This window comes from Sporosarcina sp. resist, from assembly GCF_014302295.1.
GTDB lineage: Bacteria > Bacillota > Bacilli > Bacillales_A > Planococcaceae > Sporosarcina > Sporosarcina psychrophila.
Genome location: NZ_CP060287.1, coordinates 4,612,109 through 4,626,803, shown reverse-complemented (window position 1 = coordinate 4,626,803; position 14,695 = coordinate 4,612,109). Strand labels below are relative to the sequence as shown.

Genomic DNA, 14,695 nt, shown 5'->3' with positions numbered 1-14,695 from the left:
ATAAAACCAAAAGTACACCTCAAGAATATCTAAGTGATGTACTCTTGTTAATAATATGTGAAATATTATTAACAAAACATGATTTTAAGTAACCTCGTGTACATTCACTTGTCCTAAATGTTGTATAGAAGTCATCTATACAATTCTTGCCATAAAAACCTATCCGTGTTAAACTATTCTTACTATTAGTGAGCGGGGGTGAGGAATGATGTTAGACACTGTGTATGCACGTGGAAGTCTATTGGAATATTTAGCCACTTCATGTGCGATTACTCATGAAATTGCAGTCGACGGGACGAGTCTGTCTTTTCTAGACAATTTCAGTAATCACACAGCTGTTTAGCATGCATTCCTTGCGAAAATTTTTAAGGGGAAGATCGCTTACACGCGGTCTTTTTTGTTGTCTAGACTCCAGTGCTTTTTGGGTCTACCAAGGCGCTAGCTCTTTTCGTGAGATGCTTCCAGTTGTGAAAACAGGACGAGGGGAAGCGGAAAATGATGATATGTACAGTTCAACAAATAAGCAAAATGCTCGGTGGGAATATGATTTTTGAGAATCTTTCTTTGGACATTAAAACAGGTGATAAATTAGGTGTTGTCGGACGGAACGGTAGTGGGAAAACAACGTTATTTAAGTTGATTTCGGGAGCGGAGCAACCTGACAGTGGGGCAATTCATTTTAAAAAGGGTACAAAGATAGGCTATTTAGCGCAAATCCCTTTATATGAAAAAGAAACGACCGGTTATGATGTGCTCAACAGTGCATTTGTAGAACTAAAAGAAATGCAGGCAAAAATGTCGGAGTTAGAAGCAGAGCTAGCCAATGCCGGAAACGCGGACATGGATAAGTTGCTTCGGGTATACGGAGATTTACAGGAGGAATTCGCCAATCGTGAGGGCTATGCCGTAGATTCGGAAATTGAGAAAGTCATCAATGGATTGCAATTGAAACCGTTTGTTGGACGTTCTTTTGTGCAATTGAGCGGTGGCGAACAGACGAAGATTATGCTTGGGAAGCTATTATTAACGAAACCTGATTTGTTGTTATTGGATGAACCGACGAATCATTTGGACTTATTTGCAGTTGAATGGTTGGAAGCATATTTAACGGATTACTCAGGAACAGTAGTTATTATTTCACATGACCGTTACTTCTTGGATTGTGTCGTGACGAAGGTTGCTGATCTTGAAGAAGGGGAGATTCATCTTTATTACGGGAATTATTCTGCCTTTATTCTAGAAAAAGAAGCGCGTCTCATGAGGGAATTCCAAAATTACGAAGAGCAACAAAAGAAAATTAAAAAAATGAAAGAGGCCATTAAACGGCTCCACCAATGGGCAAATGAAGCCAATCCTCCAAACCCTGGATTGCACCGACAAGCGCGCAATATGGAACGGGCGCTAGAACGGATGGAAAAGGTAAGAAAGCCACTTATCGACCCGAAGAAAATGACTTTGTCGTTTGAAGCTGCACCACGGAGTGGTAAGGAAGTCGTTGTAATGGAAGGAATCACGAAATCATTTGGTCAACAGGAGCTATTGAAGGGTGCGGACTTCCATGTGTATTGGAAGGATCGAACAGCGATTGTAGGGCGGAATGGATGCGGGAAATCGACCGTACTGAGAATTCTTTTAGGTGAGCTTCCGATTGACACTGGAATGAGTAAAGTGGGAAGTAATGTGAAAATCGGATTCTTGTCGCAGCACTTTGAAATTTCGGATCCGAAGGCGCGTTTGATAGATGTCTTTCGGGGTGAAGTAACTATTGCCGAAGGGGAAGCCCGACATATATTAGCGAAGTTTATGTTTTACGGTCCAGATGTATTCATGCGAGTTGGCGACCTAAGCGGTGGAGAGCGCATGCGGCTTCGATTGGCACAGCTGATGTACCAGGACGTTAATTTCCTTGTGCTTGACGAGCCAACAAACCATTTGGATATTGAGTCACGTGAAGTGCTTGAAGAGGCACTGGAAGACTTTACGGGTACAATCGTTGCCGTTTCACATGATCGTTATTTCTTGAATAAATTATTCTCTCGCACAGCATGGTTGGAAGATGGACTCATGACGACATTTGAAGGACCCTATAATTGGGCACGTGAAAAGTGGCAAGAGATTCAAAGTCGCATGGTAGTCGGAGTGCCTGAACCCATTGCAGTGAAAAAGCCGAAGATAGATAAAAAGGAAAAAGAAGTAACTATAAACGTGGAACAAGAAATAGCGAGACTTGAACAAAAAATCGATTCATTGGAAAAGGAAGCGGAAGACGAATCTGATTGGATGAAATATGAATCAATCATGGCGGAAGTTACCGTGATTAAACAAGAGCTAGAGTCTTATTATGAAATATGGATGAGAGAAGTAGAATAGGTACGGAGTGTATACAGTCTGGGAGGGAGTAATCCTTTCCCAGACTTTTTCGTTCTTAAAAAAAACTTGCATAATTCTTTCAGGCGGAGTAATATAGTGACTAGATGACCGAAATGGTTTTATGGTCAATAAAATAATCCATTCAAAGTGAGGTGGGAAAATGGACCGCAGGCAAGAAATTCTCGAGGGAGCCGCGAAATCATTTTCGCTGTTCGGCTATAAAGCAACAACGATGGACCAAGTTGCGAAAATTGCGAATGTCGGCAAAGGAACAATCTATACGTTCTTCTCCAATAAAGAAGAACTGTTCAATGCCATTGTATTGAAGATGATTAACGAAATGCGTGCGGAAGCAGATGCTGTTTCTGTTGAAGGTGCACCTTTTGAACAAAATGCCCATGCTAGACTGATGCAAATGCTCAAATTCCGTGGAACGCATCAATTGTATGTGAAGTTAATAGATGAAGAAAAAGAACTGCGTACACCTGCCGTAGGTGAAGTGCTACAGGCAATTGAAAAAGAAATCGTTTTTTATGTAAAAGAGAAGATCGAAAAGGGAATTGCCAAAGGTGAAGTAAAGCCTTGCGATACAGAACTTGTCGCATATATGTTATTTAAAGCATACCTCGCACTTGTCTCAGACTGGGATAAAACCCACGATGAAGAGCTATCGGAAGAGCGTATCGCTGCGTTATTAAATGGGACCATTTTTAAAAGTCTCTTAGTTTGAGACTTTATTTTTTATTCTGAAATGACTACTTGAGAAAAGTGGTCAACCAGTACAGGAGGAAGTAAATAGATGAAAAATTCAATGACATGGGCAGAGTGGAAACTGCTCTTACGTTCAAAAAAAATAATCGTTCCACTGATAGCTATATTGTTTATCCCTGTCCTTTATGCAGGCATGTTTTTATGGGCGTTTTGGAATCCATATGCCAATATGAGTGATTTGCCTGTTGCAATCGTCGACCTTGATAATGGGGCGGAAATGGACGGCAAACAACTGGCCCTTGGGAAGGAACTGACCGATAAATTAATTGACAGTAAGCAGTTTGATTTTAAGAAAGTATCAAAATCAGATGCAGAAAATGGGCTCGAAAATGAAGATTATTACGTCGTAATTGAAATACCGGAAAACTTCTCCGAACATGCAACAACACTTTTGGATGATGAACCGGAAAAACTGACAATTGTCTATAAGCCAAATGAAGGGTTCAACTTCCTATCTGCTCAGATCGGAGAAACGGCAATGGATCGGATCCGTGCAGAAGTGAATGAACAAGTCGCTTCAACGTACGCGGAAAAGCTCTTTGATTCCATTACGGAAATGGGCGATGGATTCGGTGAAGCGGCGGACGGCGCCGGTGAATTACATGATGGTGCCGCAAAACTATCATCAGGTGCAGATGAATTGAAAGGGTATCTTGAAACGTTGGCAAGTAGCACGATTACACTTGCGGATGGTTCACAGAAACTTGCACAAGGAGCGAACGATGCAGCTAAAGGTGCCAATGAGTTGAATAAAGGACTCGGTACTTTATCGCAAGGGTCAAAAGATCTTCTTGCAGGTGCACAAAAGGCGTCAGCAGGAGCTGGAGGACTTAAGGATGGCATCGCTGGCTATACAGAAGGTGTCGGCCAATTGACCGCAAGTTACGGTCAAATGGGTCAGAAGGAACAAGAATTTAACGCAGCTGTTGGGACATTGAAAGAGAAATCAGGGCAATTGAATGGTGCGGCAGGTCAGCTTTCTGGTGCGGCCGGAAATTTAACTGCTGGAATTGAGGGGTTGTCTACACAGCTCGCTCCTGTTCTTGCTGAACTTTCAGAGGAACAACAAACTGCAATCAAAGAAACACTCGGCCAATTGAAACAAGGAAGCGCTGAACTTTCTGGCGGAATGAAAGAATTATCTGCTGGTACAGCTTCAATGGCGGCAGGTACCACAGATTTAAATGGCGCTGCAGGTCAACTTTCCGGCGCACATAGTCAAGGACTTGCTGGGTTAGAGAAGTTGAACGGATCTTCCCCACAACTAATTGAAGGGGCGAACGCTCTTGCGTCAGGCAACGATACACTTGCAGCTGGATTGAAACAATTTTCTGAAGGCGTCACGGCTGCACAGAAAGGGTCATCCGATCTTGCAACAGGCCTCACTTCATTAACAGAAGGAACGGGTACACTACAAACAGGAACAGAAACACTTGCATCTAAATCGCAAGAACTTGCTAAAGGATCAGCGACAATTGCTGATGGCATAGTTGAACTTGATGAAGGAACATTGACGCTGCAAGAAAAACTTGCGGAAGCAAATGGAACTGCTAGTGAAGTGAATCCGACAGACAAAACATATGGAATGGTCGGGGCACCTGTAGATGTTGAGAAAGATGGCATTAACCAAGTACCGAACTATGGTACCGGTTTTGCACCATACTTCTTGTCACTTGGATTATTTGTTGGTGCGCTTCTTCTTTCCATCGTCTTCCCGCTAGTCGAACCGGCTATTAAACCGACAGGGGCATTCGGATGGTTCACAAGTAAAGTTTCTGTGCTGGCGATCGTCGGTCTATTGCAGGCACTTATCGCAGCAGGAGTTGTGAAATTTGCACTCGGCATGGAAACAGTGAATACACCGTTATTCGTCTTGACTGCGATCATCACGAGCTACACATTCATTGCGCTTGTACAGATGTGCGTGTCCATTCTTTCAGACGCGGGACGTTTTGTAGCAATCCTTGTCCTGATCTTGCAATTGACGACAAGCGCAGGGACATTCCCGCTCGAATTAATACCGGCACCACTGCAAATTTTCAACACATTATTGCCGATGACGTATTCCGTACAAGCATTCAAAGCCGCCATCTCAACAGGCAATATGTCATTCCTTTGGATGAATAACGGTATTCTCATCGGATTCATGGTCGCGTTCCTTGCGATTACATTCGGATACTTTGCACTTCTTTACAAAAAGAGGTATTCAAAAGAAACAGTAGAAGCGTAAATTAAGTTAAAGTAGCCCCTCTAGGCGGAAGGAATTCCGTGATAGAGGGGCTTTTTGTTAGTTGCTAAAAGTTCGTAACGTTTTGGCTGAACAAGACACCATTCTGCCAAAAGTAAACAACGCATTGCGTCGACTAGACAACGTTTGCCTAAAACTAAACAACATAATTCGGAGTTCGCAACGTAACCGAAGAACTAAGCAACGTATCGCATCAACTAGACGACGCTTTGCAGAAACTAAACAACGTGCAGTAATATACCTTATAGGAATTTCTACGAATGGTTATACAATCCGTTCAAGATCCTACAAAATCGCCACCATCAACATGTATTGTCTGGCCAGTCATATAACTGGAATCACTTGAAGCGAGAAACACATAAGCCGGCGCATTTTCAGCAGGTTGGCCTCGACGTTTAACCGGTGTGTTTGCTCCATGTTCTTTGACTTTCTTTGCGTCAAACGTGGCCGGAATGAGCGGTGTCCAAATTGGACCAGGCGCAACGGCGTTGACACGTATTCCTTTTTCGGCCAAGTTTAGTGCAATAGAACGTGTAAAGGAAGTAATCGCACCTTTTGTTGCGGAATAATCGAGCAATTCTTTTGACCCATTATACGCCGTAATAGATGAGGTATTGATGATGGTATCGCCGTCAGTCATATGATTCAAAGCCGCCTTCGTCATATAAAATAAACCGAAGAAATTCGTGTCGAACGTTTCCCGAAGCTGATCGGCTGAAATCAACGAGATATCTTTTTGTGGAAACTGTTTACCGGCATTGTTGACAAGAATATTCAAACCACCGAATTCATTAACAACCTCATCCACCAATTGCTCGCAATGCTCTTCCTCACTAATATCAATTCGGATTTTCAGTGCTTTTCCACCATAGCCTTCAATGAGCTTCACCGTTTTATCTGCGTCAATATCCTCCTGTTCACTCAAATATGCAATCGCTACATTCGCACCTTCTTTTGCAAAGGCGACGGCTACTGCCCGACCGATACCGCTATCGCCGCCTGTGATTAAAGCGCTTTTTCCTGTCAATTTGCCTGAACCTTTATAATTCTCATCGTCATAAATCGGCGCCGGATTCATTTCCTCCTCTACACCAGGTTGCTGGTCCTGAGTCTGCCCTGAAACCTGATTATCAATTTTTTCGTATTTATCTTTTGGCATAATAATTCCTCCTCTGCTGATTGTCGTATAGAGGGATTATTCCCTGAATCGATTTCTATAAACACATTGTTTAACTATAAAAGAAGTGTTTCACCGGTTTTTTTACCATTGAAAGAGGGAATAGGAAAATAAGAAAGAAGGTGATTTCATTGAGGAATCAAACAGTTTGGGACCGAATTAAACTGCCGGTTGCCTCAATCAGTTGGCTCTTGTCGATACTAGCCATATTGATCATTACATACAATGCGGTACCGCTTTATTACTATTTGGCATTCGGTGTTCTAGCATTATTATTCTTCAGTGTGTCGGACAGAGCTGCATTTTTCTTTTATATCACATTAATGCTTGTGACAGTATTCTATATTCTCTTCCTAGCATTTAAAGAAGGCTGGCAACCGGGTGAACAGGCGTTGGCAATCGGTCTGCATTTCATTTTCTTGATTCATTTATTTTCGTTATATAGCTTGTCGAAATATGTCTATCAGATTAGTACGGAAAATAGGTTACTAAAAAGCCGTATTGCTCAGTTAGAAGAATATATTTTGGAAGAGGGCGTTTTGACGAAGCATGAATTTGAGAAACAGGCGGTACTTATATTATCTAATATGAGCCGCCGTCAGGAAACAGGATTCTATTTAAAAGCAGATTTAATTGATATGAATCGGACGGTTCAGAAGAAAGTCATGCATACTCTAGCAAGTATGATGTATGCGGCGTTTAGGAAAAACTATGATATCGTCGGTCAATATGATAATACAACACTGATAGTTCTAGTTCAGAATACTGAAGAAGAAGGCCTTGGTATTGTAAGGGGACGGCTCGAAAAACTCATGATAGAACGTCTAGAAGAGGGTACCATCGAGAAGATTAGGTGGACCGTAATAAAAATAGACGGAGATAAGACCTTGCGTGAATCGGCGGTGGTCACATGAAAGGTCGACTTTGGGTTTTAATTCTGAGTTTTTCTCTGTTTCTTACTCTGCTTGTAGTCGCGGTGATATTCAATGTTAGATTGTTATTGTTTTTTACTACAGCACTTTTTTTAGTATTGCTCCTTTATTATTCTATTTTAACGATTGCTGGATTGTATAGCCGACTTACAAACAAAAAAATCCCGGTATTGGACTATTATCCGGGTGTAGATATTTTAATCCCAGCTCACAATGAAGGAGTTGTTATTAAGGACACAATAGAAGCGATGGTTGCAATCGATTATCCAGGTATTCTGCAAATTTATATATTGAATGACAACTCATCTGATAATACAGACGAAATCGCGGATGCGTTTGCAAATGCCTTTAAAAATGTCCACCATATAAAAGTACCTCCAGGTGAGCCACGTGGAAAATCGAGGGTACTTAATTATGGACTAAGTATTTCGGATAACAAATATTATTGTGTCTATGATGCGGACAATCAACCAGAGCGGCATGCGCTTGTAAAGTTGGTCGCAATTGCAGAGACACAGGAACGGGCAGGCGGGGCTGTCGGATATGTAAGAACGATGAATGAATCAGCCACTTGGCTTACAAGAATGATTTCTATTGAGTTTCAAGTATTTCAACTGCTTATGCAATCGGGAAGGTGGCAATTGTTCAAAACCGGATCACTTACTGGCACGAACATGCTTGTAAAGCGATCGGTCATAGAAGAGCTTGGAGGATACGATCCATACGCTATTGCGGAAGATGCAGAATTGACACTGCGTATTACACAAAAAGGGTATTATTTGCCGATTGTCCCAGAGTCAATCACATGGGAACAAGAGCCTGAAACGCTTGGCGTCTACTTGAAACAACGGACAAGATGGCTGCAAGGGAACTTGTATATTGTAGAAAAAACACTAACAGAACCAGGTTATTTCAAAGGCAAGCTGCTCGTCCATTCCATTCATCAGCTGCTTGTTTACGTCATTTTTTGGTTTTTTCTTGTGTTTTCCTATATATGGTTTGTGCTGGGAATCCTTGATGTCTTTTTTATCGAATACACCTATCCGCTCTTATTCATCTGGTATCTTGCCTATATTGTGTATACAGCGCAGTTATTTGCAGCACAGGCGAGTCAAAGAACCTTTTCACCAGTTAATATTTTTGTCAGTGTCATTATGTACTTTACGTACGCACAGCTATTTTCCTATTTGTTCGTGCGCAGTTTAATCTTTTATATAAAGGCTAAGAAAAACCGCCAAACAATTGGCTGGGATAAAACAGAGAGATTTAAGTCAAAATAAAACGAGTTACTTGGGCAGTCGATTTCCAAGTAACTCGTTTTATATTATAAAAGTCCAATCCATTTCCAATACGTAGCACTAAACAGCAGGATGAGTAAATACCCGATAACCGTTAGCGCTATACCTGATTTCAAGAAATCCTTTACCGTGAATGAACCGGTACCGTAAGCGAGCATGTTTTGCGGTGCGCTGACTGGAAGAAGGAACCCAAAACTGATAACGAATTGTTGGATCAAGACAAATCCGACACTGTTCGCATCCAAGGAAATCGTCGTGGTAAGCGCGATGAAAATCGGGATAAGTGCCGATGATAAGCTCGTCGCACTGGCGAATCCGAGGTGAATGAGAATGTTGAATAACGACAGCAAGGCAATCGTTGCAAGAAGCGGCATATTGTCAAGACCCATTGCACCGAACACTCTATTGGACAGCCACTGAGCGCCTCCTGTATCTAAGAGGACGGTACCAAGTGCAATCCCCACAGCAAAGACGATGATCGTACCCCATGGAATAAGTTTTTCAACCGTTTTCCAGTCAAATACGCCGATTCTTGGGGCGAGCAGAATCGCAATCGCGACAAGAGTCACTGTCGTCGTATCAAACGGGTGGAGTACTTCTTCTGTTGACCAGAAGAACAGCAGTGCTAGTGCGACAACAATTAATCTTTTTTCTGACGATTTCATCGGACCAAGTTCTTTTAGCTGACCTTGGATCAATTCTTTCCCGCCTTCGACAACCTGTGTTTCCGGCTTAATCAGCTTAATCATTATGAAATACAAAGCAATAGACATAAGGATTGCCCACGGAGCTGCATACAAGAACCAAGCTCCCCAAGAGACGGATACACCCATTTCCTTTTCAATGAAACCGAGCGCAACCATATTTTGTGCGGCTCCGGTTTTGATTCCTATATTCCAGATTGAGACGGATTGAACAGCAGTGATGACCAGAAGTGCACCAAGCCGACTATTATGAGGTAGTCCGAACGCTGCAACCATTCCGAGTAGAATCGGAACAACTGCGCCCGCACGTGCTGTTGCACTTGGTACGAAGAACGCAAGTACAATGGATACAATTATGGCGCCGAAAACGATAGCCCCTGTTTTAACCCCGACTTTTGATAGGATATAGAGCGCCAACCGTTTGTGAAGATTTGTCGCTTGCATTGCTGCGGCTAAAAATAGAGCGGCAGCAACAAGAGCAACTGCCGAATTGGAGAATCCGCCAAGGGCCATTTGAAGAGCGGATTTTGTGCCTAGCATGACATCGGGATTTGCCATATCCGGCGCAAGGCCGAGCGTAACCGCAAGTAGACTGATAATCATTGCTGAACTTACCGGATATGCCACTGCTTCCGTCATCCAAAGAATGACGGCAAATGCCAAAATAGCGAGTGCACGTTGCCCCATTACAGGCAAGTCGCCAGAATTAGGAAGAAGCATGATGACAATCATGACGGTGAATGCAAGGGCAATCCAATACGGTTTTAAATTTCGTTTTGGCTTAGTAATATTTTCTGTGCTTTCCAAATGTATTCGACCCTTTCTTATTTAAATATAGCTACACTTTTAGGTTACCCAACAAACGCAGGCATTGAAACTAATAGACTTAATAATCTAAAGCAATTCGATGGAACTTGTGAACTTAAGCTGTAAAACGTAAATATATGAGTTTTTGTAAGGGTTTTTTCATTTTCGACTTGCATTATTGAATCTCTCTGTGTAATATTTAAAACGTAATCATTACGATTTAGGAAAAGAGGACAGTCCATTATGAATGAAATAAAAAAAGTTCCAGTCACGGTGTTGAGTGGTTATTTAGGAGCGGGTAAAACAACCGTTTTAAATCATCTTCTTGCAAATCGCGAAGGACTACGAATTGCAGTTATCGTCAATGACATGAGTGAAATCAATATTGATTCGGCTTTAATACAAAACAACGGTTTTTCACGTACGGAAGAAAAACTTATTGAACTGTCGAATGGCTGTATATGCTGCACATTACGTGAAGATTTAATGATAGAAGTGGAAAAACTTGTGGCTGAAGGTAATATTGACTATATCATCATTGAATCGACGGGTATTTCCGAACCAATTCCCGTGGCACAAACGTTTACGTACATTGATGAGGAAGTTGGAATCGATTTATCCAAAGTATGTCGACTCGACAGTATGGTGACAGTTGTGGATGCGTTCCGTTTTTGGAAGGACTATGAAAGCGGGGAAACGTTGCTCGATCGCAAGCAAACCGATGATGAAAACGATCATCGAGATATAGCAGATCTATTGGTGGATCAACTTGAATTCGCTAATATATTATTGGTAAATAAATTGGATCTTATTAATGAAGATTATAAAGAGCCATTTTTTGCTTTTCTTAAGAAGGTGAACCCAGACGCAGAGATCATACCGATTGAATTCGGTCGTGTGGATCCTGTGAAGATTTTGAACCGTCAGTTGTTTGATTTCGACAAGTCGAGTCAAGGGGCGGGGTGGATAAAGGAATTAAACGAGGAACATGTACCGGAAACCGATGAATACGGCATTACATCTTTTGTGTACAGGAGAAGACGTCCATTCCATCCGGAGAGATGGCATGAATGGCTGACAGGGTTCCCACAAGAAATTGTTCGTTCGAAAGGTTTTTTCTGGTTAGCAACGCGCCCGGATATGGCAGGATTGCTATCGCAGGCTGGTTCTTCAATTATATTCCAAGGGGCAGGTCAGTGGATTGCAGCACTTCCGAAGGCACAACAAAAGTTAGTTTTCGCCGACGACCCGGAATTGTTGGAACGTTGGGATGACAAGCATGGTGATCGTCAGACGGAACTGGTTTTCATCGGACTTGATATGGACAGAGAAGAGATTGAAGAGGATCTAGATGATTGCTTGTTGACAGAAGAGGAAATGGCAATGAATTGGTCAGGATTTGCAGATCCGCTACCGAAGTTCGTGGCGGCTGAATAAGGGGAATAATCCGATCATGGGGTTATATGATCGGTCGAGCGTGGGCTATGATTGGTCCGTGAGGTTATATGATCGGTCGAGCGAAGGTTATGATCGGTTCGTGAGATTATTTGATTGGTCGAGCGAAGGTTATGATCGGTTCGTGAGGTTATATGATTGGTAGAGCGAAGGTTATGATCGGCTCGTGGGGTTATATGATTGGTAGTGCGAAAGTTATGATCGGTTCGTAAGGTTATATGATCGGTCGACCGTGAGCTATGTTCTACCATCCCCCTTATCTCTAATCCTTCCTAAGTTCATACTTTGCTACTCATTCAATCGATTGTTTGTAGCGTATTGTTATAAAAAACTGGAACTATACATGTTGAACTTATGATTCTGTCTACTCACCAGCGAAGGCGACTACTGGGGTAGCCGAAGCAATAAGACAGACAGTGGGTTTTCGTCTGGCTTATTGCGGGAGGCATCCCCTAGCGCCAAGCGTTCTTAGCAGGATTCTTTAATTCAACATATATAATAAAAATTTTCAGTTTAGTGAAACGAAATCGCCCTATCAGAGTCTAATGGTGTAACAAACCAAAAGGAAAGGGTTGGTCAAATTGAGAAAAAAGGTTAGTTGGCTTTTTATTACGGCATTCATTACAGTAGTTGCAATATCTTTCGCGTTTTTCATCGACAAAGTGACTGTTACGGCATCCAATATTGCGCTTTCCAATCAAGGATGGCACGCAAACTTCTCCACACCGTTGAAAAAGGAGGCAATAGGATCAGATGATTTATATATAACAGATCGAAATGGAAAGCAGGTAACTGCCGAAGTTACGCTTGAAAACGCTGGTAAGACACTATATGTAAAGGGCCTTTCACCAGGGGCATATACACTTCACGTCCAGAAAAATGCGTTTAACGGCAAGGTCTTAAAATCGTTGCCAATCGATGAAATCAAATTTACTATCCACGAAACGATCGAATCCATCGCATCAGTAAAAGAGTTGGAAGCCTATTTTGAACGGGCGAAGTCCATGCAACAATCAAATCCTACCGTAGAAGAAAGAGAAGATTCAGCGACGTCAAATACTGCAACATTAGAATCTGCTAAAAGTAGTAGTTCAGATCATTCGACAACGAACAATCAAGTAGAAGGAGTCGATGAAGCTGATAGCGTAAAGACAGACGGTAACTATATATATACTGTAATGGGCAATAACAAAGTCACCATTACCGATATCCGCGACCCGAAGAAAATCCGAAAAGCTTCGGAAATTAAGATGGAAGAAGAATTTTATCCGTCCCAGTTATTTCTCCACGGCGATACGCTAATTGTCCTTGGTGAGAAATATGAACCTTACAACAACGAAGAGGACACGAACGAGGCAAGGATCAGCAGGCCAATGAATGGAATGACTACGGTTCGAATGTATAATGTGTTGAATCCGAAAACGCCTAAACTTATTCGAGAAATCGGAGCGGAAGGCTATCTAAACGGCGCACGGAAAACAGGAGATATGCTGTATTTTGTAACGAATGTACAGCCGAACTTCTGGATCATGAATGAAATCGACGGAGACACGCTTCGTCCCCGCGTATATGATTCCATAGTAGGCGATGATCCCGAACTGATTGACTACAAGGACATCGCGATTCTACCGGGTGCGATGGAACCGACGTATTCCGTCATTACAGCCATCGACCTTTCATCGCTAGTAGAAGGTAAAGTTGTGACAAAAGGCTATCTCGGTGGAAGTGAGCAGCTTTACATGTCCGAAGACAATTTATATCTCACAGCGACAATTCACGAAACGAACGCCTCCACATCGAATAAAATGATCTGGAACCCTGGCACTGCAAACAGTGAGTTATTCAAGTTTACATTGAACAAGACAACTGTCACATTCCAAAATTCAGCCACACTGAAAGGGCATTTACTTAACCAGTTTTCAATGGATGAACATAATGGTTATTTCCGTGCCGTCACGACGGAAGGGAATATGTGGGATGATAAAAAACCATCTAAAAACCATCTCTTCATTTTGGATGAAAACCTTAATACCACAGGATCCGTCGAGGGTCTTGCGAAAGGCGAACGCATCTACTCTGCACGATTCATGGGGGATAAGGCTTATATGGTAACGTTCCGGGAAACGGATCCACTGTTTGTCATTGATGTGGCCGATCCGACTGCCCCAAAAGTGCTTGGCGAGCTGAAGATTCCTGGCTTTAGCAATTACTTGCATCCGCTTGACGAAAACCATCTCATTGGCTTTGGTTATGAAACGGTTGCTGAGAAAAATCCACAAGGGGGAGAGCCACTTATTTTGACGATGGGTATGAAAGTTTCCTTATTTGATGTGACTGATTTCAATAACCCAAAAGAGAAGGACACTGAAATCATTGGTGGTCGTGGAACATACTCACAAATTCAATATGATCACAAGGCATTGTTCCAACATGAAGGACGAAATTTATACGGTTTCCCGGTATCGATTTACGATGAAATCGGGAAAGACCATAACATTGATTTTCAAAGTTCCGGCGCACTTGTTTACGAAATTACACCGGAACATGGTATCGTCCTAAAAGGGGATTTACTGAAAGTGAAAAGCCGCGGAGAGCAATACGGGGATTGGGAGAAAGAAATCCAACGTATGCTGTACAGCAAAGACATCTTGTATACAGTTTCAATGAAGGAAATCAATAATTACTCGCTCGATACGTTCGCTCTAATTGGTAGCTTGCAAATTGACTGAATAGGATTCAAAGTTGAAAGGTCCGGCCTAGTGCTGGGCCTTTTCTTATGCAGAAAGTTGATCAAATCACTTTGTTCATTGTCATTTGTCTTCAGCTTCGATAAGATTATTTAATGGAGAGAATTTGAGTTTTATTTCTCAATACATGTTGAAGTATTGAATACGGTATATTTACTAGCGTAGGCGCCTTACAGGGGTAGCCGA

Annotated in this window: 10 protein-coding genes; 8 read left to right on the top strand and 2 right to left on the bottom strand. The window is 42.2% G+C overall.

Translation table 11 applies throughout. The annotated features are described in order from the left end of the window. Positions 1–205: 205 nt before the first annotated feature. The 4 genes from H7992_RS22200 (at position 206) to H7992_RS22185 (ending at position 5,371) form a co-directional block, all read left to right on the top strand. Positions 206–343, top strand: a complete 138-nt coding sequence (locus H7992_RS22200; protein ID WP_187048039.1) for an RAxF-45 family protein — start codon at positions 206–208, stop codon at positions 341–343. Positions 344–495: 152 nt separating this feature from the next. Next, the gene (abc-f, locus tag H7992_RS22195) at positions 496–2,370 is read left to right on the top strand and encodes a ribosomal protection-like ABC-F family protein (protein ID WP_187046060.1); all 1,875 of its coding nucleotides are present in this window, start codon (positions 496–498) and stop codon (positions 2,368–2,370) included. 160 nt (positions 2,371–2,530) lie between these two features. After that, positions 2,531–3,100, top strand: a complete 570-nt coding sequence (locus H7992_RS22190; RefSeq protein ID WP_067213367.1) for a TetR/AcrR family transcriptional regulator — start codon at positions 2,531–2,533, stop codon at positions 3,098–3,100. Positions 3,101–3,169: 69 nt separating this feature from the next. Next, on the top strand, positions 3,170–5,371 hold the full coding sequence (locus H7992_RS22185; protein ID WP_231885731.1) for a YhgE/Pip family protein: 2,202 nt from the start codon (positions 3,170–3,172) through the stop codon (positions 5,369–5,371). Between the two features lie 295 nt (positions 5,372–5,666). On the opposite strand, the gene H7992_RS22180 is transcribed toward H7992_RS22185, so the two are convergent. Next, positions 5,667–6,548: an SDR family oxidoreductase gene (locus H7992_RS22180; RefSeq protein WP_067213364.1), complete on the bottom strand. Its 882-nt coding sequence runs from the start codon at positions 6,546–6,548 to the stop codon at positions 5,667–5,669. Between the two features lie 149 nt (positions 6,549–6,697). On the opposite strand from H7992_RS22180, the gene H7992_RS22175 reads away from it, so the two are divergent. Together H7992_RS22175 and H7992_RS22170 are read left to right on the top strand one after the other, a co-directional pair. Further along, positions 6,698–7,480, top strand: coding sequence for a hypothetical protein (locus tag H7992_RS22175; protein WP_187046059.1), 783 nt, complete (start codon positions 6,698–6,700; stop codon positions 7,478–7,480). Beyond that, a complete protein-coding gene (locus H7992_RS22170; RefSeq protein WP_067213360.1) occupies positions 7,477–8,778 on the top strand; it encodes a glycosyltransferase family 2 protein in 1,302 nt (433 codons plus the stop codon). Before H7992_RS22175 ends, H7992_RS22170 begins: the two co-directional genes overlap by 4 nt. A gap of 44 nt (positions 8,779–8,822) precedes the next feature. Here H7992_RS22170 and H7992_RS22165 read toward each other — a convergent pair whose 3' ends face one another. After that, positions 8,823–10,307 carry a DASS family sodium-coupled anion symporter gene (locus H7992_RS22165; protein WP_370569921.1) on the bottom strand — a complete coding sequence of 495 codons (1,485 nt, stop codon included), beginning with the start codon at positions 10,305–10,307 and terminating at the stop codon, positions 8,823–8,825. A 243-nt stretch (positions 10,308–10,550) separates the two neighbouring features. Between H7992_RS22165 and H7992_RS22160 the strand changes: the two genes are divergently transcribed. Further along, the gene (locus H7992_RS22160) at positions 10,551–11,744 is read left to right on the top strand and encodes a GTP-binding protein (RefSeq protein ID WP_304627120.1); all 1,194 of its coding nucleotides are present in this window, start codon (positions 10,551–10,553) and stop codon (positions 11,742–11,744) included. Between the two features lie 599 nt (positions 11,745–12,343). Next, positions 12,344–14,491, top strand: a complete 2,148-nt coding sequence (locus H7992_RS22155) for a beta-propeller domain-containing protein (protein WP_187046058.1) — start codon at positions 12,344–12,346, stop codon at positions 14,489–14,491. Positions 14,492–14,695: the final 204 nt, after the last annotated feature.

What these genes read in the sequence shown, in the direction of transcription:
- H7992_RS22200 (WP_187048039.1), top strand. Translation starts at nt 206, where the DNA reads ATGATGTTAGACACTGTGTATGCACGTGGAAGTCTATTGGAATATTTA.
- abc-f (WP_187046060.1), top strand. Translation starts at nt 496, where the DNA reads ATGATGATATGTACAGTTCAACAAATAAGCAAAATGCTCGGTGGGAAT.
- H7992_RS22190 (WP_067213367.1), top strand. Translation starts at nt 2,531, where the DNA reads ATGGACCGCAGGCAAGAAATTCTCGAGGGAGCCGCGAAATCATTTTCG.
- H7992_RS22185 (WP_231885731.1), top strand. Translation starts at nt 3,170, where the DNA reads ATGAAAAATTCAATGACATGGGCAGAGTGGAAACTGCTCTTACGTTCA.
- H7992_RS22180 (WP_067213364.1), bottom strand. Translation starts at nt 6,548, where the DNA reads ATGCCAAAAGATAAATACGAAAAAATTGATAATCAGGTTTCAGGGCAG.
- H7992_RS22170 (WP_067213360.1), top strand. Translation starts at nt 7,477, where the DNA reads ATGAAAGGTCGACTTTGGGTTTTAATTCTGAGTTTTTCTCTGTTTCTT.
- H7992_RS22160 (WP_304627120.1), top strand. Translation starts at nt 10,551, where the DNA reads ATGAATGAAATAAAAAAAGTTCCAGTCACGGTGTTGAGTGGTTATTTA.